Annotated in this window: 26 protein-coding genes and 2 pseudogenes; 23 read left to right on the forward strand and 5 right to left on the reverse strand. The window is 40.0% G+C overall.

Translation table 11 applies throughout. The features are described 5' to 3' along the window. The first annotated feature begins 451 nt into the window (after positions 1-451). The 10 genes from folB (at position 452) to tig (ending at position 8110) form a co-directional block, all read left to right on the forward strand. Complete coding sequence (gene folB, locus Hs30E_RS05435) at positions 452-814, forward strand: dihydroneopterin aldolase (protein WP_172208615.1); 363 nt, start codon at positions 452-454, stop codon at positions 812-814. Next, positions 807-1304: a 2-amino-4-hydroxy-6-hydroxymethyldihydropteridine diphosphokinase gene (folK, locus tag Hs30E_RS05440; RefSeq protein WP_172208617.1), complete on the forward strand. Its 498-nt coding sequence runs from the start codon at positions 807-809 to the stop codon at positions 1302-1304. Before folB ends, folK begins: the two co-directional genes overlap by 8 nt. 16 nt (positions 1305-1320) lie before the next feature. Beyond that, a complete protein-coding gene (folE, locus tag Hs30E_RS05445; protein WP_172208619.1) occupies positions 1321-1899 on the forward strand; it encodes a GTP cyclohydrolase I FolE in 579 nt (192 codons plus the stop codon). Further along, a complete protein-coding gene (folP, locus tag Hs30E_RS05450; RefSeq protein ID WP_172208621.1) occupies positions 1896-3323 on the forward strand; it encodes a dihydropteroate synthase in 1428 nt (475 codons plus the stop codon). The genes folE and folP overlap by 4 nt, the downstream gene beginning before the upstream one ends. Before the next feature lie 319 nt (positions 3324-3642). Beyond that, positions 3643-4038, forward strand: a complete 396-nt coding sequence (spx, locus tag Hs30E_RS05455) for a transcriptional regulator Spx (RefSeq protein WP_172208623.1) — start codon at positions 3643-3645, stop codon at positions 4036-4038. Beyond that, complete coding sequence (locus tag Hs30E_RS05460; RefSeq protein WP_172208625.1) at positions 4039-4320, forward strand: UPF0223 family protein; 282 nt, start codon at positions 4039-4041, stop codon at positions 4318-4320. Beyond that, positions 4289-5056, forward strand: a complete 768-nt coding sequence (locus Hs30E_RS05465) for an inositol monophosphatase family protein (RefSeq protein ID WP_228461999.1) — start codon at positions 4289-4291, stop codon at positions 5054-5056. Before Hs30E_RS05460 ends, Hs30E_RS05465 begins: the two co-directional genes overlap by 32 nt. A gap of 72 nt (positions 5057-5128) precedes the next feature. Then, on the forward strand, positions 5129-6412 hold the full coding sequence (gene murA / locus Hs30E_RS05470) for a UDP-N-acetylglucosamine 1-carboxyvinyltransferase (RefSeq protein ID WP_172208627.1): 1284 nt from the start codon (positions 5129-5131) through the stop codon (positions 6410-6412). Then, entirely contained in the window at positions 6405-6593 is a 189-nt protein-coding gene (locus tag Hs30E_RS05475) for a DNA-directed RNA polymerase subunit beta (RefSeq protein ID WP_172208629.1), read from the forward strand. The genes murA and Hs30E_RS05475 overlap by 8 nt, the downstream gene beginning before the upstream one ends. Positions 6594-6826: 233 nt before the next feature. Next, a complete protein-coding gene (gene tig, locus Hs30E_RS05480) occupies positions 6827-8110 on the forward strand; it encodes a trigger factor (RefSeq protein ID WP_172208631.1) in 1284 nt (427 codons plus the stop codon). 152 nt (positions 8111-8262) lie between these two features. Here tig and proC read toward each other — a convergent pair whose 3' ends face one another. Further along, positions 8263-9045: a pyrroline-5-carboxylate reductase gene (proC, locus tag Hs30E_RS05485; RefSeq protein ID WP_172208633.1), complete on the reverse strand. Its 783-nt coding sequence runs from the start codon at positions 9043-9045 to the stop codon at positions 8263-8265. Positions 9046-9144: 99 nt separating this feature from the next. Here proC and Hs30E_RS05490 point away from each other — a divergent pair, with 99 nt between their 5' ends. The 13 genes from Hs30E_RS05490 (at position 9145) to Hs30E_RS05550 (ending at position 18867) form a co-directional block, all read left to right on the forward strand. After that, positions 9145-9684, forward strand: coding sequence for a sortase domain-containing protein (locus Hs30E_RS05490; protein ID WP_172208635.1), 540 nt, complete (start codon positions 9145-9147; stop codon positions 9682-9684). Between the two features lie 91 nt (positions 9685-9775). Further along, complete coding sequence (locus tag Hs30E_RS05495) at positions 9776-10528, forward strand: sortase domain-containing protein (protein ID WP_172208637.1); 753 nt, start codon at positions 9776-9778, stop codon at positions 10526-10528. Between the two features lie 85 nt (positions 10529-10613). Next, positions 10614-11987, forward strand: coding sequence for a bifunctional UDP-N-acetylglucosamine diphosphorylase/glucosamine-1-phosphate N-acetyltransferase GlmU (gene glmU / locus Hs30E_RS05500; RefSeq protein WP_172208639.1), 1374 nt, complete (start codon positions 10614-10616; stop codon positions 11985-11987). 9 nt (positions 11988-11996) lie between these two features. Next, positions 11997-12551 (forward strand): NUDIX hydrolase, encoded by a 555-nt coding sequence (locus tag Hs30E_RS05505; RefSeq protein WP_172208641.1) that lies wholly within the window; start codon positions 11997-11999, stop codon positions 12549-12551. Between the two features lie 4 nt (positions 12552-12555). Then, positions 12556-12828 (forward strand): cell wall synthase accessory phosphoprotein MacP, encoded by a 273-nt coding sequence (gene macP, locus Hs30E_RS05510; RefSeq protein WP_172208643.1) that lies wholly within the window; start codon positions 12556-12558, stop codon positions 12826-12828. Positions 12829-12840: 12 nt separating this feature from the next. Further along, positions 12841-13521: a 5'-methylthioadenosine/adenosylhomocysteine nucleosidase gene (locus tag Hs30E_RS05515; RefSeq protein ID WP_172208645.1), complete on the forward strand. Its 681-nt coding sequence runs from the start codon at positions 12841-12843 to the stop codon at positions 13519-13521. Between the two features lies 1 nt (position 13522). Then, entirely contained in the window at positions 13523-14962 is a 1440-nt protein-coding gene (locus tag Hs30E_RS05520) for a nicotinate phosphoribosyltransferase (RefSeq protein ID WP_172208647.1), read from the forward strand. 38 nt (positions 14963-15000) lie between these two features. Further along, positions 15001-15849, forward strand: coding sequence for an NAD(+) synthase (gene nadE / locus Hs30E_RS05525; RefSeq protein ID WP_172208664.1), 849 nt, complete (start codon positions 15001-15003; stop codon positions 15847-15849). Further along, positions 15846-16421: a nicotinate-nucleotide adenylyltransferase gene (locus Hs30E_RS05530; RefSeq protein WP_371864142.1), complete on the forward strand. Its 576-nt coding sequence runs from the start codon at positions 15846-15848 to the stop codon at positions 16419-16421. The genes nadE and Hs30E_RS05530 overlap by 4 nt, the downstream gene beginning before the upstream one ends. A gap of 31 nt (positions 16422-16452) precedes the next feature. Continuing rightward, on the forward strand, positions 16453-17772 hold the full coding sequence (gene pepC, locus Hs30E_RS05535; protein ID WP_172208651.1) for an aminopeptidase C: 1320 nt from the start codon (positions 16453-16455) through the stop codon (positions 17770-17772). 131 nt (positions 17773-17903) lie between these two features. Next, positions 17904-18092 (forward strand): hypothetical protein, encoded by a 189-nt coding sequence (locus tag Hs30E_RS05540; protein ID WP_172208653.1) that lies wholly within the window; start codon positions 17904-17906, stop codon positions 18090-18092. Between the two features lie 89 nt (positions 18093-18181). Then, positions 18182-18337 (forward strand): hypothetical protein, encoded by a 156-nt coding sequence (locus Hs30E_RS05545; protein ID WP_172208655.1) that lies wholly within the window; start codon positions 18182-18184, stop codon positions 18335-18337. Further along, complete coding sequence (locus Hs30E_RS05550) at positions 18334-18867, forward strand: hypothetical protein (RefSeq protein ID WP_172208656.1); 534 nt, start codon at positions 18334-18336, stop codon at positions 18865-18867. Before Hs30E_RS05545 ends, Hs30E_RS05550 begins: the two co-directional genes overlap by 4 nt. A gap of 283 nt (positions 18868-19150) precedes the next feature. Here the strand turns inward: Hs30E_RS05550 and Hs30E_RS05555 are convergent, their stop codons facing one another. The 4 genes and pseudogenes from Hs30E_RS05555 to Hs30E_RS05570 form a co-directional block, all read right to left on the reverse strand. Continuing rightward, entirely contained in the window at positions 19151-19561 is a 411-nt protein-coding gene (locus Hs30E_RS05555) for a hypothetical protein (protein WP_172208657.1), read from the reverse strand. A 244-nt stretch (positions 19562-19805) separates the two neighbouring features. Further along, positions 19806-20969 (reverse strand): MFS transporter, encoded by a 1164-nt coding sequence (locus Hs30E_RS05560; protein ID WP_172208658.1) that lies wholly within the window; start codon positions 20967-20969, stop codon positions 19806-19808. Then, positions 20966-21106: pseudogene (locus Hs30E_RS05565) on the reverse strand (hypothetical protein); the annotation flags it as partial. The pseudogene Hs30E_RS05565 and the gene Hs30E_RS05560, both read right to left, overlap by 4 nt. Before the next feature lie 81 nt (positions 21107-21187). Further along, a pseudogene (locus Hs30E_RS05570) lies at positions 21188-21545 on the reverse strand (hypothetical protein); the annotation flags it as partial. Between the last annotated feature and the right edge of the window lies 1 nt (position 21546).

The following is a 21546-nucleotide window of genomic DNA, read 5'->3' on the forward strand; positions in this document are numbered from 1 at the left end:
ATTTTTGCTAAAATTTCCTTAGTCGTCGTCAATCCTCCTTGACTTGCACCAGCAAGCCTTCGTCGAATTTCCTAGTCTAAGAAAATTTTATCTAAAAATGAACAAAAGCAGTTTTTAGAGATGCCCTAAAAAAGAACAGGTCACTACTCAATGGTAGAATAAAGCGCCAAAGGTAACACAGGTTTGGTTATCTACGGTACTCCTTTTATGGCAGCTTGTTCTCTGGGAAATTAGCTATTTCAGTAGAGAAATGCCAAGCTGATCCGCGACTAAAGTATAGTAGAATCACACGACGAACCATTAACCTGAGGTATCCAATCCACGAATAACAGAGTGGTTGACTGTCGTTGAATCTTACTTTTGGCGTTTTCTTGTGCCATTGAGTTTAACTAAACCCTATTGCGAGAAAATATTTTGACTTGACAATGGGGCATTTATAACAGGAGTAGCCATGGGGCAAATTCAAGTAACAAACATGCGCTTTTATACGCATAATGGTGTTTTTACTGAGGAAAAAACGCTAGGGCAGCAGATTTCAGTGGATGTTGCGGTCGATTATGATATTGAAAACAAGGTCAAGGATGATGATCTGACGACGACGATTTCCTACGCTGACGTTTTTGAGGTCATCCGCGATTATGTGACGACACATGATTTTAACCTTATGGAGTCTGTGGCAAATGGTGTTCTGACCACTTTACTCGCAAAATTTCCGATGGCGGAAAAAATTCGGCTCTCTGTCAAAAAATATTCTGTGCCAATTGTTGGTGTCTTTGACGATGTGATTATCACAGTGGAGGGGCATAATGACTAGAGTTTATCTGAGTATTGGGACAAATCTAGGTGATAAATTGGCAAATTTACAATTGGCGATTGACAAATTAGCCAAACTTTATGAAGTGGTCGGTGTGTCGAAAGTTTACGAAACTGAGCCTGTTGGTCAAGTGATACAAGACGATTTTAATAATATCGCTGTGGTTTTAGAAGTTGCTGATAATTTGACACCCGAGACTTTATTAACTCAGACCCAACAAATCGAAAGTGAGATGAAACGTGTCAAAACGATTCACTGGGGCCCTCGAACGATTGATTTAGATATTTTGCTGTTTGGCGATGTGCGACTTGCAACTGAAAAACTCACGATTCCGCATGCTGAAATGCCTAATCGGCGTTTTGTCTTACAGCCATTGCTTGAAGTGGCGACAGAGATTTCTGACTCGACAGTAGCGCCGCTTGTTGAGCAACTTTTGCGCGAAACTTCTGATCAAAACTGGGTACGCCAGACTGCGCATATCATGAACTAAAAGTAGAAAGTAAACGATGAAAACCTTTTCTGACGATAAACAAACGATTTTAAAAACTAGCACGACACAACTGCTTGAAGTGATTGGCGATGACCCGACACGTGACGGTTTACTTGAGACACCAGAGCGTGTGGCGAAGGCCTATGCGGAGATTTTTGCCTCAACTGGCGAGACTGAGTTTAAGGATTACAAGTTATTTCCAACGGATAATGACTCGGATTTGGTCATTGTGGCAGATATTCCTTTTTATGCCATGTGTGAGCACCATTTGTTGCCGTTTTTTGGTACGGTAACGGTTGGCTATGTACCCAATGGTGAAATTATTGGGCTTAGTAAGATTCCACGTTTGGTTAATTGGGCGGCGCGTAGACCGAGTGTTCAAGAGAATCTGACGGCGCTGATTAGTGCAGAAATGCAGCGAATTACACAGCCAAAAGGTGTGGCAGTTCATGTCAACTCACGCCATATGTGCATGGAAATGCGTGGTATCAATCAGCCAGGGACTTTTACAACGACCAGTCTTTACAAAGGAACACTCAAAACTGATGCGCTTTTGCGCCAAGAATTTATGATGAAAGTGAGCAATGGCAAATGACTTTACCAACGCGCATTGTTTTAGCGAGCAATAATTCAGCTAAAACAGCTGAAATTGCCCAGTTTTTCAAACTTTATGGCATTAAGATTGTCAATTATCGTGACTTGATAGCTGAGCAAGTCTTTCCAGCGGAAACGACAGATAATCAAAGGCAAAATGCGATTGACAAGGCAACATTTATTCACGATTTTCTACCACAGGAATACGTCTTATCAGATGATTCAGGTATGTTTTTGTCCGCTTTTCCTGAGCGATTTGGTTTGAATACGGCGCGGGAGTTTCGGGCGCTGAATTTGAAAAATGTGCAAGAAGAAAATCACTATATTTTAGAGTTATACCAAAATGAAACAAACAGAGCGGCTTATTTGTCAGCATTTTTTGCGCTTGTGACACCTCAAAATCAACTTGTAACAGCTGAAGGTCGTGGTGGTGTTGCCATTTCTTTTGAAAATCGTGGGCAATTTGGTAAGGGATTGGACGAAATTTTCTTGACTGAAACAGGCAAAACGGTGGCAGAGTTGACGCTTGTTGCGCAACTTAATCATCAACATCGTGGTCGTGCGACTAAAAAATTACTTGCTAAACTGCAAAATGAACACATCATTTGGCAAGCAAATGGTCATGAATTGACACAAGAAACAGGGATTATTTATGGGATTTTAAATGTTAGTCCCGAGTCTTTTTATAACGGTGAGCATGTTGGTGGTGTTGCGGCGTCATTGGCACAGGCGACACAGCAACTGGCAGATGGTGCGGATGTTGTTGAGGTTGGTGGTCAAACGACACGACCGGGGTTTACACCATTGACACCAGAGGATGAGATTGCGCGGATTGTGCCAGTTATTGAGGGCATAAAAAAAGCCCAGCCGTATGCGGTTGTGGCGGTTGATACCTATAAATATGAGGTTATGGTGGCGGCGATTGAGGCGGGGGCTGATATTATCAATGATGTCAACGGTTTTACGGACGATGTGCGCAAACTTGAACTCATGGCGCAGACAGATGTCGGTTTATTGACCATGTTCAACCCGCGTGAAACGGCAATTTCGAGCGATATTTCGGCAGATATGGTGGCTTGGTTTGCGGAAAATTTGGCGACTTTGGAAGATGCGGGTGTTGCGCGAGAACGGATTGCGCTTGATCCCGGCGTTGGTTATTCTAAAAACTCAGATGTTGCACAAGATTTGGCAATGATGAACACAGTTGGCAATCTAAAATCTTTTGGTCGCCCGATTATGACAGCCATTGCCAATAAAGGTTGGGCGAAATTCATGTTTGATTTGCCAAAAGATGAGCGAGCTGATTTGTCGCTTGTTGCGGCGACTGAAATGTACCGCCGTGGTGCAAAAGTTTTGCGTGTGCACGATGTTAAATCGGCACGTCAGATGACCAGTTTTGTTGAAATACTTGAAAAGTCTCATTGAAAACAGTTTAACTAATTTTAAAACGTTTGATGAAAAGTATTGCGTTCACAACGAGCCCCTTTATTGCCGATATAATTATGGAAAATACTGTCATGTTGGAACAAGTTCCCCCAAAAAAGTGGGCTTGAAATGTTCTCGTGTCCCATCGAAATATTTATACTCAAAGCCATCCGAAAAGATGTCTTTTTTTAGTGATGTGTCCAGCCATTATCAGCTAATCTCCTTGTTTATCAGATTCTTCAAAATTCATGATTTAATTATAGCATAATTTTGGTATAATGGTTGTAAGGTAACTTTTGATAAAGAAAAGTGAGAAGCTATGATTGATTTATATTTGTCGCCAAGCTGTACGTCGTGTCGGAAGGCGCGGGCGTGGCTTACTGAGCATGGTGTGGCTTACAAAGAACACAATATTTTAACGCAACCGATAACTTCGGATGATTTGAAAAAGATTTTGGCGAAAACGGAAAATGGGACTGAGGACATTATCTCAACTCGCAGTAAGGTATTTCAAAAACTAGAGGTTGATGTTGATGATTTGACCATGAATCAGCTAATTGCGCTGATTTCTGAACATCCAAGTTTGTTGCGCAGACCGATTATTATTGATGAAAAACGTATGCAGATTGGCTTTAATGAAGACGAAATTCGGGCTTTTTTGCCACGCTCTTATCGTCAAGCTGAGTTGCGTCATGTGATGATGACAGGAGTTTAAATGTCAAATTCTAGTTATCAATATCCTTTGGATTATACATGGACAGGCGAGGAAATGGCTGCGGTTATTTCTTTTTTTAATCAGGTTGAAAATTTTTATGAAACGAAAGTTGCGCGTGACGAGTTTATGAGCGCTTATCGTCTTTTCAAACAAATTGTGCCGTCAAAAATGCAGGAAAAACAGCTTGACCGTGACTTTGAAAAAGTGTCGGGCTATTCAGCTTATCGAGCAATACAGGAGGTGTCAAAAAGTGAACGACAATTTGTTAAACATCAAGCTTGAATTTGCTAAAACGGCTGTCAAAATGGCGGGAGAATTTCTCAAAAGTCATCTCCATGATGAACTCGAAATCACGGAAAAATCGCGTTTTGACGATTTGGTGACCAATCTTGACAAAGCTGTGCAAAATCAGATTGTGTCAAAAATCGGCGAGAGATTTCCAAAAGATTTTATCTTGGCTGAGGAAGATGGTGTTAGGCACGATATTTCTGACGGCAATGTTTGGGTGCTTGACCCGATTGACGGGACGACGAATTTTATTGTGCAACGCGATCATTTTGCGGTCATGCTGGCGTATTATGAGAACGGTGTCGGCAAAATCGGTGTGATTTTGGATGTTATGACCGATAATCTTTACTGGGGAAATGGTGCTGAAACTTTCAAAAATGAGATAAAACTCTCATTGGTTGCTCGACCATTGCGCCAGAGTCTTATCGGTGTCAATAGTTATATGTATCGCACAAATGCGGGTGGTTTGCTTGATTTGAGCCGCGAAAGTTTGGGTGTTCGCATGCTTGGGAGCGCAGGAATTGAGTTTGTCGCGATTCTTGACGGCAAGATTTGGGGATATTTCAGTAATCTTTCGCCTTGGGATTATGCGGCTGGGGCGATTTTACTTGCGCCGTTTGGTTATGTTACGACACAGCTTGATGGCAGTGCGCTTGACTTTGATGGTCGGCAGATGATGATGACTGTACCTGAGGGGCAGTTGTCGGAAATTAGGAAATTCATCAAGTGATGCCTGACTGATTTTTTTATACGCAGCCATAAACTAAACGTGAAATAGAGAAATATGATATAATTTTAATGTATGGAAAAAATAATAATAAATGGCGGTCAAACACGTCTGACTGGGCAAGTTGAGATTGAGGGTGCGAAAAATGCGGTTCTACCGCTTCTTGCGGCGACAATTTTGCCGTCTGAGGGTGAAACAGTTCTGCACAATGTGCCAATTCTCAGTGATGTTTACACGATGAATAAAGTTGTTCGGCATCTGAATATCCCGCTTGATTTTAGCGAAAATCAAAAAACAGTGACAACGCAAGCGGCGACAGAGATTGCGATTGAAGCGCCTTATGAATATGTTAGTAAAATGCGTGCTTCAATCGTTGTGCTAGGACCAATTTTGGCGCGAAATGGTCATGCGCGTGTTTCCATGCCTGGTGGCTGCACGATTGGGTCGCGCCCGATTGACTTACATCTTCGTGGTTTGCGGGCAATGGGGGCAGAAATCACGCAAAGAGGTGGTTTTATTGAGGCGAGGGCTGAGCAACTTCATGGCGCACATTTTTACATGGATTTTCCGTCTGTCGGTGCGACACAAAATATCTTGATGGCTGCGACCTTGGCAAAAGGCACATCCATTCTTGAAAATGTTGCGCGTGAACCTGAAATTGTTGATCTTGCCAATCTCCTTAACAAAATGGGCGCAGATGTCAAAGGTGCTGGTACAGACACGATTATTGTCAAAGGTGTTGAGAAAATGCACGGTGCGCACCATAGTGTTGTTCAAGATCGCATTGAGGCTGGGACTTTTATGCTTGCTGCAGCGATGACTCAAGGTAATGTCCTGATTTTGGAAGCGGTTCGTGAACATAATCGTCCTTTGCTCTCAAAACTCTCAGAAATGGGGGCTGATGTGATTCAAGAAGAGGACGGTATTCGGATTATTGGACCAAAAACTCTGAAAGCTGTTCATGTGACGACCTTACCATATCCTGGTTTTCCGACTGATATACAGGCGCAAATGACAGCAGCGCAGTCGGTTGCTATGGGCGAGTCAACGATGATTGAAACAGTTTTTGAAAATCGTTTTCAACATCTGGAAGAAATGCGGCGAATGGGTGTTTCTGTTGATATTTCGCGAAATACGGCGATTATTCAAGGGGCTAACGATTTGACTGGCGCAGAGGTGCAGTCAACTGATTTGCGTGCTAGTGCAGCGCTGATTTTACTTGGTATGGTGGCAAGTGGGCTAACGATGGTGGATAATCTGGAGCATTTAGACCGTGGCTATTATCATTTTCATGAAAAATTAGCTGCTTTAGGTGCTGATATTAAGCGAGTAAAGCATGAGGAGATAGCCGATGTTTAAACGGACAATCAAATTTTTAGGTTTACGAATTTCTTTGATTTTGCTAGTTTTAATTCTGGTCATTTTGGCAATTATGCTAGGACTTATGCTAGGATATGGCGGTTTGGGTGGCAAAAATCCAATGGATATTTTTAAGCCAAGTGTCTGGGATGACTTTTTTGGCAAATTGAGTGGTCTGTAAGTTTGTACTCGTTTTGCCTAGTTTCAGCGACTTATACCTAAACTGTCTTGAAATTTTGTGTTTTTATTTTTATACTTGAAATGAGTATAAATCCTTGATTTTTAGGCAATAGTGTGCTAAAATAAGTGAGTTGAAGTGAGTTTTATCTCTAAAAATTCAGATTTAAACATTTTTGTTAATCTTTTATTAGAGATAAGCCTAAAATTTAAGAATATAATTAGGAGAAATAAAAAATGACTGCAAGTTTTGAAAAAACTGGTGTAAATAACGGGACGTTGACTTTTACAATTGGTCAAGACCTGATTGCAAAGGGTCTTGATGTGGCTTTTAACAAAGTGAAAAAAGACTTGAATGTGCCTGGTTTCCGTAAAGGGAAAGTGTCACGCACGGTTTTCAATAAAATGTATGGTGAAGAAGTGCTTTACGAAGAAGCTTTGAATACTGTTTTACAAGAAAGCTATGAAGGGGCAGTTGCTGAGGCGGCTATTTCGCCAGTTGCGCAACCGAAAATTGATGTGAAATCAATGAACAAGGGTGAAGACTGGGAAATCACGGCTGAAGTTGTCTTGAAACCTGAAGTGAAACTTGGCGATTACAAGAATCTTGAAGTTTCAGTTGATGTTGATAAAACTGTTTCTGATGCAGATGTTGATGCGAAAATTGCAGCAGCACAAGGCAATCTTGCTGAAATGGTCATCAAGGAATCGGCTGCTGAAAATGGTGACACAGTTGTCATTGATTTTGAGGGTAAAGTTGATGATGTAGCATTTGAGGGTGGTACAGCTCAAAATCATAGTCTTGAATTGGGTTCTGGGTCATTTATCCCAGGTTACGAAGAACAGCTCGTTGGTCATAAAGCAGGTGAAACGGTGTTGGTAGAGGTAACTTTCCCAGAAGATTATCAAGCAGAAGACCTTGCTGGCAAAGCTGCGACATTTGAAACAACCATCCACGAAGTGAAAGCTAAAGAAGTGCCTGAGCTTGACGACGAGTTGGCGAAAGACATTGACGAGGAAGTTGAGACTTTGGCTGAGCTTAAGGAGAAATACAAGGCGCAACTGACTGCGGAAAAAGAAGAGCAATACACGGATGCGGTTGAGACGGCGGCGATTGAAAAAGCGGTTGAAAATGCTGAAATCGTTGAGTTGCCGCATGAAATGATTCATGATGAAGTGCATCGTGCCATGAACGAGTTTCTTGGCAATATGCAACAACAAGGGATTTCGCCCGAAATGTACTACCAAATCACTGGAACGAGCGAAGACCAACTCCATACGCAATTTGAGGGCGATGCTGAGAAACGTGTCCGCACGAACTTGGTTGTTGAGGCTGTTGCAGCTGCTGAAAATTTTGAGACAACGCAAGATGAGATTGACACTGAAATCGCTGATTTGGCAGCAACTTACAACATGCCAAAAGAGCAAGTTGAAAAATTGTTGCCAGCTGATATGTTGAAACATGATATTGCGGCTAAAAAAGCAGTTGAAGTGATTACGTCTACTGTTGTTGTGAAGTAAATTTGTTTTGAAATGACTTCTGATTGAGGTCGTTTTTTTATTAGTATTGAAAATAACAAAACCTTGAACTTGTTAAGTTCAAGGTTTTGTTAGTAAGTTGTGCATGATAGTAAACGCCAATACAAAATTTTGCTGAAATCAGAATAAAAGTGTCATGATTGCATCATCGACTTATTCTTATCAACAGTCGCCGTAATGGCATCAATGACAGTCGCAACAAAATTATTTTGCTCCAAACTGACAACGCCTGCAACCGTTGTGCCGCCGGGACTTGAGACATTATCAACCAAAGTCCACGGGTTATCATCGCTTGCGAGGATCATCTCGGCACTTGCCATAACCGTTTCAGCGACAATTTTCGTGCTGGCGTCCTTTGGCATGCCGTGAAGAACGCCAGCACGGCTCATAGCGTCGATAAACATGTAGATATAGGCAGGTGAACTCCCTGCAAGCGCCGTAAACGTCCCGAAATCTTTCTCGGCAATCTCGTGCAAACTGCCGATACTTGTAAAAATCGTTTTGACAATGGCGAAAGTTTCGTCAGAAACGTTGTTATTTCTGACAATGCCAGTCGTTGCTTTTTGAATCGTGGCATTGATATTTGGCATGACACGAACGATTGCTTGCGTTTGAGACGTCATTTCAGTTAAATTTGCCAAAGTAACACCTGCTGCGATTGAAACGATAGGTTTGTTGCTCTTGTATTGGGCAAGAATTTCAGGAATCACATAGGGTTTGACAGCCAGAATGATGATTTCTGCTGTCGCTATCAATTCAGCGTGATTTTTAGCTGCGCTTACCTCAAGTTCACTTGCCACTTTTTCAGATTCTGAAAAATCATAGCCTGAGATTTGAATACTGAACTTGCTTTTGTCTAAACCTTTGATAATTGCCTGCGCCATTTTGCCCGCGCCGATGAAACCGATTTTTGTCATGAGTTCGCTCCTTGTTGATGTTATAGTCATTTTATTTCTTTATTCTACCATAATTTTGTATAATTGAGGAAAGAGAAGTTGATGTGGGAGGTAATGGCGATGAAAAAATGGTTGTTGGGCAGCTTTTTCACAGTATTACTTACGACATTTGGCTTGATTTATCATTTGGATGAGACGAACAGTGCTATGGCGATTGTGGATGATTATGCGCAATATAGTTTGACGATTGGCGAGGAGACGCTCATTTACAAAAATATCGGTCGTTCTGAAAATGAGGCGCAAAATTATATCAATGTTGCTGCTGAGACACACGTTGCGACTTGGGGTGGTAAGAAGATTCAGGATAATTTTGATGGGCATAACACGCATTTCATTGGTCACAATCCTGGTGTTTTCCACATTTTAAAAAAAGTTGAAATAGGCGATGAAATCCTTGTTAAGGATGAATTTCAGACGGTTGAAGTGTATCAAGTCAAGCAGATTGTCATTGTTGATGACAGTGGGCATTTAGTTGATGATCCAAGCCGAAATATCATGCAAGAAATCATCGGAATCGGTACAACTGAGCAGATTACGCTACAAACTTGTTTATCTGAAACGACTAATCTAGTCATCATGGCTTATCCTTTTTCAAAATAAATGAGAAAGTCTCATTTTCGGAACGTTTTTTCTAAAGTAGAACTATTCTTGATATAATCAAATTGAGAACGTTTTTTTATTTGGAGAGAAAATGAGCAAATTCAAGTCTATTTTTTATAAACTTGTTAAAAGTAAACCACTTAAAAAAGTTGTGACGGCTAAAATCTTACCACTCATTATTTCTAGTTCGAGCAGCCATCAGACATCTGAGATTAGGAAAAAGGAGGCGATTTCAACAACTGTTGTGTTTAAAAGGTGGGCTAATATTAGAAGAAAAATTAGTCGTCTTTTGATGTCGCGCTCCTTTTATGTTACTATTTTGCCGATTTCCTTGATTGGTGGCATCTTGTCAGCGTGTTTGACGTATTATTTGGGAGATAATCTATCGTTTAGGTTTTATGATAATATCAATCAAAGTAAGACGACTTTGACCATTGGTAAGCAGACGCTGATTTACAAAAATATGGGACGTGACCATAAAAAGGCGCAAGCCTATATCAATGACGATGACCAAACGCACGTTGCGACATGGGGTGGTAGGGTCACGCAAAATAACTCCGACGGCTATAATACGACTTTTATCGGTCACAATCCGGGTGTTTTTGATATTTTGCCTAAGGTTAAAACAGGCGATAAAATTACGGTAACGGACGTTTTTAATACGAAGCAAATTTATCAAGTTGAGACGATTTATATCGTTGATGATAATGGGAATGTGACTGTCACTCCCAAGCAAAATATTATGGATGAAATAATTGAAGTAGGTGAAACTGAGAAAATTACATTGCAAACTTGCATATCAGGAGATGAAAATCTTGTTTTAATTGCTTACCCAATTAAATAATGTTGTAAAACTTCAGTCAAATAAGACAAATGAGAAGATTCTTGGTATAATAGCCTTAGGAATCTTTTTAGTTTGGAGAGAAAAAATGAACAAATACGCGATTATTTTAGCAGCCGGAAAAGGGACACGGATGAAGTCTGAGTTACCGAAAGTTTTGCACAAGGTTGCAGGAAAAACGATGCTGGCGCATGTACTTAGTGCGACAAATGCGGTTAATCCTGAGAAAACGATAACTATTATCGGTCATGGCGCTAATGAAGTTTTGGCGACTTTGCCGAAAAATGTTGCTTATGTTAGGCAAGAAGAGCAGTTAGGTACGGGACATGCGGTAAAAATTGCTGAAAATCTACTGAAAAATCTGCATGGTCAAACGCTTGTTATCGCAGGTGATATGACTTTGATTAGGCCTGAAACAGTGGTTGCTTTATTTGAATACCATGCTCAGGAAAAAAATGCCGTGACGATTTTGACAGCTATTGTTGCGCAACCGACGGGCTATGGTCGAGTTATTCGTGAGAATGGTCAGGTTATGAAAATTGTTGAGGAAAAAGATGCCAACGATTTGGAGAAAGCTGTTCAAGAAATCAATACGGCGACTTATATTTTTGATAATCGACTTTTGTTTGATGCGGTTGCCGATCTGACGACTGATAATGCGCAAGGCGAGTATTATTTGACAGATGTTATTGAAATTCTCAAAAATGATGGGAAAAAAGTTGGTGCTTTTGTCTTGGATGATAATGACGAGGGACTTGGTGTGAATAGTCGCGTTGATTTGTCTGTGGCTGAAAAAATCATGCGCAAACGGATTAACACGCAACATATGGTCAATGGTGTGACTTTGATTGACCCTGAAACGACTTATATCGATGCGGAGGTAACGATTGGTGCGGATACGACGATTGAGCCAAATGTTGTCATTACTGGGCAAACAGTGATTGGGAGGGCTGTTAATATCACGGCTGGTAGTCGGATTGATAATTCGCATTTACATCATCAGACAGAAGTTCGCAATTCAACGGTGGAAGATTCTGTTATCGAAGCGGGTGCCAATGTTGGACCTTATGCACACTTGCGCCCCAATACCATTCTTCATGAAAATGTACATGTTGGCAACTTTGTTGAGGTTAAAGCCTCATCGCTTGGTTCTGGGACTAAGGCGGGGCATCTGACTTATATTGGCAATGCGACGGTTGGTGAGCATGTCAATTTTGGTGCAGGCACGATTACGGTCAATTATGACGGCAAAAATAAATTCAATACGGAAATTGACGATTATGCCTTTGTTGGTAGCAATTCGACTCTGATTGCGCCGCTTGCGATTGGCCGAAATGCGATTACAACAGCTGGTTCGGTTATCACAAATGAAGTGCATGATGATGATATGGCATTTGGTCGTGCGCGTCAAGTCAATAAAACGGGGCGTGCGCGTACCATGCCTAGCTATCACGAAGATTGAGGAAAAATCATGAAATTTGAAGATTTTGAAGAAAAGACGATTAGTCGCAAGGATATTTTTAAGGGACACGTGATAAATGTCAAGTTTGATCGGGTTGCTTTGCCAGGCAATCGAGGCGAAGCACCGCGAGAGCTTGTTTTTCACAATGGTGCGGTTGCAGTGCTTGCAATCACTGCTAACAATAAGATTGTTTTGGTACGTCAATTTCGTAAGGCTTTGGAAAAAGTGATTTATGAGATTCCAGCAGGTAAGCTTGAAATTGGCGAAAATGCTGATCCGCAAGCGGCAATGTTGCGTGAACTTGAAGAAGAAACAGGTTTGACTTCTGAAAATGTCAGCAAAATTGCTGAATTTTACACAGCGCCAGGCTTTTCAAATGAAATTATCCATTTGTATCAGGCTAAGGAGTTGGTGCGTGTGCCTAATCCTCGACCACAAGATGCAGACGAGATTTTAGTGCGTTACGAGGTCACTTTGGACGAGGCAAAAGCGCTAATCAAGTCAGGTGATATTGCTGATGCCAAGACGATTTTAGCCATTCAATATTGGGAATTAGGAGTTTGATAGCATGCCTAAACCGATATTAACGGATGATGTGATTGAAAAAGCCAAGCGTGATAAAAAGCGATTAGAACGTGAGATTGCGCAAGCTAGGAAAGAAGATACGCAAATAATCAAGAAATTTGCGGCTGAGAAAAAGGCACTTGAAAAAAATCAAGTTTATAAAAGTCGCCGCATCGAATCTCAAAAACGCGAAGAACGTAGCAAGAAAATGACCAAATATATTGTGATTTTGGCGATTTTATTACTTATTGTGACGATTATTGTGTTTAATTTTTAGAAAGTATAAAACATGAAAATAGGCATCATCGCAGCTATGGATGAAGAACTGAAAATTCTAGCTGACACATTGAAAAAGCCTGAAAAAGCAACACGGCATGGCTTTGTTTTTTACACAGGTATCATCGGGCGACACGATATTGTCCTCGTCAAATCGGGCATTGGCAAGGTCATGAGCGCTGTTGCGGTGACTTTACTCGTTGAGTTGTTTCATGTTGACGGTATCGTAAACACTGGATCGGCTGGCGGTGTTGGCGAGGGGCTTGTGGTTGGCGACATTGTGATTGCGGACAAACTCGCCTATCATGATGTGGACGTGACGGCTTTTGGTTATGCTTTTGGGCAAATGGCGGGACAGGAGTTGTATTATCATAGCAGTAAATATTTTGTGTCTGAGCTTAAAAAAGCTGACCTTTCAGCAAAAACAGGCTTGATTACGTCGTCTGACTCATTTATCTCGTCGAAAGAACGTCAGCTTGAAATAAAAGCACATTTCCCAACTGTTTTGGCAGTTGAAATGGAAGGGGCATCCGTTGCGCAAGCGGCTCATGCTTTGAATAAGCCTTTTGTCGTCATTCGCAGTATTTCAGATACAGCAGACGGACAAGCGGCGGAAAGTTTTGATGATTTTATCGTGCATGCGGGCGAAAAATCAGCGCAAATTTTGATAAAAATGTTGGAGAAGATGGTATAAAATGACTGATAATTTGGTGCTACACACGGATCTTTACCAAATCAATATGATGCAAGTTTATTTTGAGAAAGGCATTGCTGAGCGCAAAGCTGTTTTTGAGGTGTATTTTCGTGATATGCCTTTTAAAAATGGTTATGCGGTCTTTGCGGGGCTTGAGCGCGTGATTGCTTATTTGCGCGATTTGCATTTTGATGCTGATGATATTGCTTATCTGCGCGAGCTTGGTTATCCTGAGAAGTTTCTAACTTATCTCTCTGAGCTCAAGTTCACTTGTGATGTCAAGTCGGCACGTGAGGGCGATTTGGTTTTTGCTAATGAGCCGATTTTGCAGATTGAGGGAGCGCTTGCGCAGTGTCAGCTGGTTGAGACGGCGGTCTTGAACATTGTCAACTTCCAAACGCTCATTGCGACCAAAGCGGCGCGGGTCAAGTCGGTTATTGGCGATGCGCCACTTTTGGAGTTTGGGACACGGCGGGCGCAAGAAATGGATGCAGCGATTTGGGGAACGCGTGCTGCTGTGATTGGCGGTGCGGATGCGACCTCAAATGTTCGAGCGGGGAAACTTTTTGGGATTCCAGTGTCTGGCACACATGCGCATTCTTTGGTGCAGGCTTATGGCAATGATTATGAGGCTTTCAAAGCCTATGCGACAACGCATAAAGACTGTGTGTTTTTAGTTGATACATATGATACACTGAAAATCGGTGTGCCAGCAGCTATCAAAGTTGCCAGAGAAATGGGTGAACGGATAAATTTCCAAGGGGTTAGGATTGATTCTGGGGATATGGCCTACATTTCCAAAAAAGTACGCGAACAGCTTGACGATGCGGGATTTACCGAGGCGAAAATCTATGCCTCAAACGATCTGGATGAGAACACGATTCTCAATCTGAAGATGCAGAAGGCGAAAATTGATGTTTGGGGCGTTGGCACGAAACTTATCACGGCTTATGACCAGCCAGCGCTTGGTGCGGTTTACAAGATTGTGGCGATTGAGACTGCCGACGGTGCGATGCGTGACACGATTAAGTTGTCAAGCAATGCGGAGAAAGTCTCAACGCCTGGTAAAAAGCAAGTTTGGCGGATTCGCAGTCTTGAAAAAAATAAATCTGAGGGAGATTATGTGACCTTTGCAGATGTAGATGTGACGGCGCTTGATGAGATTTTCATGTTTCATCCGACCTACACCTACATTAACAAAACGCTTAAAAATTTCACGGCGCGACCGCTTTTGACTGATATTTTTGTCAAGGGTAAGCTAGTTTATGACCAACCAACTTTGCCAGAAATCAAGCAGTATTTTAAAACGCAGTTGGATGATTTATGGGATGAATATAAGCGAGACTTGAACCCGCAAGATTATCCTGTCGATTTGTCACAAGATGTGTGGGATAACAAGATGAAATTGATTGACAAAGTGAGAAAGGATGTTTACCAATGAGTTTGGAAAATGAAAATTTGGCGCAAGCAGTTGACGTGATGAGAAATGTTGTTGACCAGCTAACCTTACAGGAAAAAATCATCGCAGAATTAGGGGTTAAACCTGAAATTTCGGCAGCAGAAGAAGTTCGGCGCTCAATTGATTTTATGAAAGATTATCTCAAAAAACATCCGTTTTTAAAAACGCTTGTTTTGGGGATTTCGGGCGGACAAGATTCGAGTTTGGCGGGACGTTTGGCGCAATTAGCAATGGCAGAATTGCGAGCTGAAACTGGTGTGACAGACTACAAATTTATCGCCGTTCGTTTGCCTTACGGTGTGCAACAAGACGAAGCAGATGCTAAGCGTGCGCTTGCTTTTATCCAACCAGATGCGTGTTTGACGGTCAATATCAAACGTGCTGTTGATGGTGAAATCGCTGAATTATCAGACAGCGGTGTGGTTATTTCTGACTTTAACAAAGGCAATATCAAGGCGCGCCAACGCATGATTACTCAGTATGCGATTGCAGGCGAAAATGCGGGTGCAGTTATCGGTACAGATCATGCAGCTGAAAATATCACAGGTTTTTTCACAAAATTTGGTGATGGTGGTGCGGATATTTTGCCTCTTTTTCGTCTTAATAAACGTCAAGGTAGACAGCTTTTGGCTTATTTGGGGGCAGATTCGGCGATTTATGAGAAAACGCCGACAGCAGATTTGGAGGATGGCAAGCCCGGTTTGGCTGATGAAGTGGCGCTTGGTGTGACTTATGATGACATTGATGATTATTTGGAAGGTCGCAAAGTTTCTGAAAAGGCGCGTGACATTATCGAAAATTGGTGGCTGAAAACGGCGCATAAACGTCATTTACCGATTACCGTTTTTGACGATTTTTGGCAAAAATGAGCAAGAGAATTGGCATTTTAGGTGGCAATTTTAATCCTGTTCATTATGCGCATTTGTTTATTGCGGATCAAGTTCAGCAACTGTTGCAACTTGATGAAGTTCAGCTTATGCCGGAAAATGAACCGCCTCATGTTGACGTGAAAACGACTATTTCTGCTGAGCACCGTGTGAAAATGCTAGCGCTTGCGGTTGCCGATTATCCGAATTTGACACTCAATTTGTCGGAAATTGCGCGCGGCGGCAAATCTTACACCTATGATACAATGGCGGCAATGACGGCTGAACACCCCGAAAACGACTATTTTTTCATTATCGGTGGGGATATGGTCGATTATTTGGACAAATGGTATCGGATTGATGACTTGATGAAATTGGTCACGTTTGTTGCTGTTAAGCGAAATCAAACGATTTTGTCTGCGCCTAAATATCCCGTTCAAATGGTTGAGTTGTTAAGTTTGGACATCTCGTCTAGCTATATTCGGCAGAGTTTTGCGGCAAATCGTCGCCCCAATTTTTTGTTGCCTGCTGAAGTATTGCACTACATTAAACAAAATAATTTATACAATTCTTAAAAAGTGCTATAATGTTTAGTGGAGGATTATAATGACAGAATTAACCCAAGATTTTACTCAAACTTTGTTTGACAATTACCGTGAGAATACGAAGTTTCGCGCGCTTGAGAATGCAGCAACGAAAAATGGCTTACTCAATGCGCTTGAAAATCGTGCCTCACATGCGGAGAATTTGCCTGTTTTTTCAGTCGATTTGACGAATGACCCTGTTAGCAATCAAAAACAGTCTGGGCGTTGTTGGATGTTTGCGGCTTTGAACACTTTCCGCCACAAAATTTTGACGGAATTTAAGCTTGAAAACTTTGAATTGTCACAAGCCTACACTTTTTTCTGGGACAAATACGAAAAATCTAACTGGTTTTTGGAGCAGATTATCACGACAAGTGACCTTGAAATCGGCGATCGTAAGCTGAAATTCTTGCTTGATATGCCACAACAAGACGGCGGTCAATGGGATATGGTCGTTGCCCTTTTCCAAAAATATGGCGTTGTTCCCAAAGCGATTTATCCAGAATCAATCTCATCAAGCGCCAGTCGTGAACTTGACCAATATTTGAATAAAATCTTGCGCCAAGATGCGCAAATTTTGCGAGAGTTATCTCAAGCTGGTGGCGATGTAGCAACGAAAAAGGCTGAGCTTTTGCAAGAAATTTTTAATTATCTTGCCATGACACTTGGCTTGCCACCACAAAAATTTGATTTTGAATATCGTGATAAAGATAACGTTTTCAATAAAATTGAAAACGTGACACCGCAAGCCTTTTACGACAAATTCGTCAATCTCAAACTTGACGATTATGTCAGTGTGATTAATGCGCCAACGGCTGACAAACCTTACAACACCTCTTACACAGTTGAATTTCTTGGCAATGTTGTTGGTAGCCGCGATGTTCGTCATCTTAACGTCGATATGGCGCGTCTCAAAAAACTAGCGATTGCGCAAATGCAGGCTGGTGAAACGGTTTGGTTTGGGTGCGATGTGGGACAAGTTTCCAACCGCAAAGACGGTCTGCTCACGCTTGATGCCTATGATTTTTCAGCCATGGACGTGACGTTTACGCAAAATAAGGCGAGTCGTCTCGACTACTCTGAGTCACTCATGACTCACGCCATGGTTTTGACAGGCGTTGATTTGGCTAATGACGGCAAGTCGCTCAAATGGAAAGTTGAAAACTCATGGGGCGATAAAGTTGGTACCAAAGGATATTTTACAGCCTCTGACAGTTGGATGGACGAATATACTTACCAAATCGTTGTCAGAAAAGAATTTTTGACAGCCGAAGAATTGGCAGCTTATGAAGCTGAGCCGATTGTTTTGCTACCTTGGGATCCGATGGGGGCTTTGGCTTAAAAAGTTTAGAGGTATAATTAAGGGATAACACTTTTGACTAGACGTCGTGGCTAAAGCTGACGAAAATAAGGCAAAAGTTATGTTATCCTTTTTTAGTTATCAAATCTATTTTTAAATTAAGAAAAAATGATATGAATAGTTTCAAAATTTTAGGTTGGAAAAAGTCTTTTTTAGCGATTATGGTTGGCGTTCTTCTCTTTATTTTGCCAAAAATTTATTCCATGGTAACGTTTTATTTTCCAGAATCTCAGCGTGGTATTTATATGGCGGTTGACGAGGAGACATTGCTGATTGATAGTCGAGAGGCGGGTTATATCTAGGAAATTCGAGATTTTAGTAAACAAAAATTGGGATTCGTTATCAGACTTATGCAGGAAATCACATCATTTCCAAAGGTAAAAAGGGTAACATGCGTTGGGTGGACTTTAAGTTTGAGAATACTGACAATTATCCGCAGTATGTTTGGCGCTATCCGTCTGGTCAAAATGAGAAAGCCACGCTCTTAGCTTGTGATAGGCAAACGGGTGGAACGCTTGCAACTTACCAGCTAGAGAGGTTTAGATGATGAAAATCAAATATAATCGTGGTGATTTGGCTTTACGGTTATTCGCAGTTGTCATTATGCTAGTTGTTTTTGTGATTGCTTTGTTTGCGTTTAGCTCGTCAAGCTTTCTGGACGTCACTGGAGAAACTGGTGGGGGACTAATGCTCTTATGTTTCCTTTTATTCCTTATGTTACTTGTTGGGATAATCATTCTTGTGCGCGGGCTCTTTTTGAAATTTGCTGTTAAATTTTCTGATGAGCAGTTTACTTTTTCTGCTCAAGTCTTGAAATCTGTCTGTCTTAAAGATTTAGCCTTTATTTCATGCGATGAACAAGACAGCCGTGAGCATGATAATTATCAGAAGAAAATTAAGAAAAAGTTATTTGCAACACGGACAAATCAACAACTGCTTGTCTTAAATTTTTCGATAGTAGATAGCAAATCTTGGGATGATTTTTGGACAGATTTTGCTGAAAATGCTGGCTTTTACCATATTAGCTATGATGATATTATTTTTACGGAGACTCTTTTTAGGCGATTCGCCGTTTAAATTTGACTTTTTTCATTAATTAGATTTGCATAATCAAAAGACTGATTTAGTTTATCAGTTTTTTTGATTCTCCACTGAATAGAATAGTCATAAAACTCCTAAGAGATTTTTATGTTATCATGTTGGCGATATTTCCTTGTTTAGGGAGGTGCTTAAGATGTTGGATTTCTGTATTGAAAGTTATCTTGTCAAGTTTTCGTTTTTTCTGGTTTGTGTCAGTAAAATGCTTTCAGAAAGTGTGTCAATTAAAATACCTAATTGATGCACTTTTGATTTATTATCACTAATGGATGCTAGTATTGTTATCAAGATAATCTTGAATTTTCTCTTTTAAGTTAAGGATAACAGGAGAGTAAGATTCAGGAAGTTTTTTATAATATAGGGATAACAAGAGACGTATATTATTGATTTCTTTATTGTTTTCAGCGCCAATGATTTTTTGATAGATTTCTTCTAAGCCAAATGTGTCAATAATGTTTTGCTTAGAAGGGATTTTTTGGCAAATATCATAATGTGGATTTTCGGAAAAATCTAGTTCTTTAAATTTCGGAATTGAATATTTATCTAGATTTTCTTTTATCGCTGTTCCAAGTTTTTCAAAATAGTTATTTTTGTTCTGATAAGAACATCTCTCGAAAATTTCTAAAATAGTTGGCGTGATTTCTTCGGAATTATTGTTAATTATATCGCACATTGAATTTACGAGGTTTTCAAGGTAGTTCTTTTTACCAAATATATCAATTTTATCTTGAATTTGATATATTTGGTAAAGAATTCCAGGATAGTTTGATATAGAAATCTTCCGCTTTTTTATCCAAGTTGGTAATTTGTCTAATAAGTATGTTCTGAAACAATAACTTCTGTTTCAGATGTAACAATTTTTTCATTGATTGCTTTCATAATTTCTCTCCTCTCATTCTATAATTATATTAAATCGACTAATATGTCGCTAATACCTTTTTAAAAATAAAGCTGTTTATAACGATAAGAAACATTGATAAAATAATGCCTACTACAAAAGTTAGTTGAAATCCAATATTTTCTATCAAATAGCCAAATAAAGGGTTCATCGTTAATCCAACAAATGCAAATAATAAACTTCTAATACTCATCATTGTTGCACGAATATTATTTTCTAAATGTTCATGAAAAATTCTTGAAAAAATTGGTGCGTAGCTACAGAAAATAACATTCGCCAATATATAAAAGAAAATAGATAAGATAATATTTGGAGAAATGGCAAAAGATAATAAAGCAATTAGTCCAATTAATGGCCCTCCTACTAACACATGAGCAATTCGAATGTTTTTCAATAACCGATGAGACCAAATACCAATAATTGCGGAACCTATCAGTTGAATTGTTGTCAGTGCTCCTATGATAGCAATATCTATTCCCTGATTAGATAAATAATTAACATAGAAGACCTCTGTTGGTAGAAAAGCAACTGCGTAAGCAAAATCGACACTTAATATATAAAAAATTTTTTGATGGTGCATCAAGTAATTTTTTATATCATTAACCCTAATTATTTGTTTTACTTCATGTTGTTCAATAGTTGTTTTAAGGCGAGCAATCAATAAATAAATAAGCACTATCTGAATCATTATCGTTATCATGTAGACCCAATAAAAACTAAATCTTGCAATTATCCCTGCACAAAGGCTCGATAACCCCATACCAACATAAAATAAAACACGTATCACAGAATTAATTTGTTCTAAACTTCTAGATTTTGTTGCAAGCATTTCTTCTATTAACAAAGCATCTAAAGCACCTGAAGATAAAGTATAAGCAATCCCACCTATTATCATCGCAAATATAAAACCTAACATTGTTGGAGAAAATAAGGCAATGATTAAACCAATAATTTCAAGTAAAACACTGCTGATGACACTTTTTTTCTTGCCAAACCGATCTGCTATGTAACCTGTTGGTAATTCCGTCACCAATTTCGTTACTTGAAAGACTGCCATCAGAATACCTATATTGAAAAAACTAATTCCTTCATGCGTCAAATAAAGTGTCTGGACACTGCTCACTAAGTTAAAACAAGCTAAAAAATAAATAAAGTAAAGAAGGGTGGGTTTTGTTTGACTCATTCGACTAATTTCCCTTTCAGCTGTGCTGCAATAATTTTATAAAAATCAATACATCGTTCTTTTTTAGCGTCATCAGTTTTAGTCATAACATGACTTAAACATCCTCCACCACATATGTAACGATATTTACAAGATTGACATTTTTTTAATAGACTTGTTCCTAAACCTGTTTTCTTTCAAAATTGATAATGCCACAAATTAATTCAGCTCGATAATCAAAGCGCCTTCTCCTCTTCATTCAACTCATGATTTTTAGAACGCTTTGCAGGAATAAAAGTATTTTCATGAAAATTAAGAATGCCTAGATAACCTAAATCAACAACAAGAAGGTCTTCTGGCAGAGTGCCACCTATGCTTTTCTTGAAAAGCTTAAAATCATGACAATGCTCTTCAGCGAGTGAGAAAAAGCTGATTTTCTAAACTTAGGCAACGTGGTCGCCCACCAGTCAGATGTTCTGCTTGATAAGCTTTGTTCAAAATTTCAAGCATATGAGTAAATGTCGAGCGGTTCACACCGATAAGTTGTTTGAATAAACTGTCATTAAGTGAGCTAGTTTTTGCATAAATATCTTCCATA

Origin of the sequence: Pseudolactococcus hodotermopsidis, from assembly GCF_011170085.1 — a bacterium.
Classification (GTDB): domain Bacteria; phylum Bacillota; class Bacilli; order Lactobacillales; family Streptococcaceae; genus Pseudolactococcus; species Pseudolactococcus hodotermopsidis.

Coding starts and splice junctions, on each gene's coding strand:
- folB (WP_172208615.1), top strand. CDS start 452: ATGGGGCAAATTCAAGTAACAAACATGCGCTTTTATACGCATAATGGT.
- folK (WP_172208617.1), top strand. CDS start 807: ATGACTAGAGTTTATCTGAGTATTGGGACAAATCTAGGTGATAAATTG.
- folE (WP_172208619.1), top strand. CDS start 1,321: ATGAAAACCTTTTCTGACGATAAACAAACGATTTTAAAAACTAGCACG.
- folP (WP_172208621.1), top strand. CDS start 1,896: ATGACTTTACCAACGCGCATTGTTTTAGCGAGCAATAATTCAGCTAAA.
- spx (WP_172208623.1), top strand. CDS start 3,643: ATGATTGATTTATATTTGTCGCCAAGCTGTACGTCGTGTCGGAAGGCG.
- Hs30E_RS05460 (WP_172208625.1), top strand. CDS start 4,039: ATGTCAAATTCTAGTTATCAATATCCTTTGGATTATACATGGACAGGC.
- murA (WP_172208627.1), top strand. CDS start 5,129: ATGGAAAAAATAATAATAAATGGCGGTCAAACACGTCTGACTGGGCAA.
- Hs30E_RS05475 (WP_172208629.1), top strand. CDS start 6,405: ATGTTTAAACGGACAATCAAATTTTTAGGTTTACGAATTTCTTTGATT.
- tig (WP_172208631.1), top strand. CDS start 6,827: ATGACTGCAAGTTTTGAAAAAACTGGTGTAAATAACGGGACGTTGACT.
- proC (WP_172208633.1), bottom strand. CDS start 9,045: ATGACAAAAATCGGTTTCATCGGCGCGGGCAAAATGGCGCAGGCAATT.
- Hs30E_RS05490 (WP_172208635.1), top strand. CDS start 9,145: ATGAAAAAATGGTTGTTGGGCAGCTTTTTCACAGTATTACTTACGACA.
- Hs30E_RS05495 (WP_172208637.1), top strand. CDS start 9,776: ATGAGCAAATTCAAGTCTATTTTTTATAAACTTGTTAAAAGTAAACCA.
- glmU (WP_172208639.1), top strand. CDS start 10,614: ATGAACAAATACGCGATTATTTTAGCAGCCGGAAAAGGGACACGGATG.
- Hs30E_RS05505 (WP_172208641.1), top strand. CDS start 11,997: ATGAAATTTGAAGATTTTGAAGAAAAGACGATTAGTCGCAAGGATATT.
- macP (WP_172208643.1), top strand. CDS start 12,556: ATGCCTAAACCGATATTAACGGATGATGTGATTGAAAAAGCCAAGCGT.
- Hs30E_RS05515 (WP_172208645.1), top strand. CDS start 12,841: ATGAAAATAGGCATCATCGCAGCTATGGATGAAGAACTGAAAATTCTA.
- Hs30E_RS05520 (WP_172208647.1), top strand. CDS start 13,523: ATGACTGATAATTTGGTGCTACACACGGATCTTTACCAAATCAATATG.
- nadE (WP_172208664.1), top strand. CDS start 15,001: ATGAGAAATGTTGTTGACCAGCTAACCTTACAGGAAAAAATCATCGCA.
- Hs30E_RS05530 (WP_371864142.1), top strand. CDS start 15,846: ATGAGCAAGAGAATTGGCATTTTAGGTGGCAATTTTAATCCTGTTCAT.
- pepC (WP_172208651.1), top strand. CDS start 16,453: ATGACAGAATTAACCCAAGATTTTACTCAAACTTTGTTTGACAATTAC.
- Hs30E_RS05540 (WP_172208653.1), top strand. CDS start 17,904: ATGAATAGTTTCAAAATTTTAGGTTGGAAAAAGTCTTTTTTAGCGATT.
- Hs30E_RS05545 (WP_172208655.1), top strand. CDS start 18,182: ATGCGTTGGGTGGACTTTAAGTTTGAGAATACTGACAATTATCCGCAG.
- Hs30E_RS05550 (WP_172208656.1), top strand. CDS start 18,334: ATGATGAAAATCAAATATAATCGTGGTGATTTGGCTTTACGGTTATTC.
- Hs30E_RS05555 (WP_172208657.1), bottom strand. CDS start 19,561: ATGTGCGATATAATTAACAATAATTCCGAAGAAATCACGCCAACTATT.
- Hs30E_RS05560 (WP_172208658.1), bottom strand. CDS start 20,969: ATGAGTCAAACAAAACCCACCCTTCTTTACTTTATTTATTTTTTAGCT.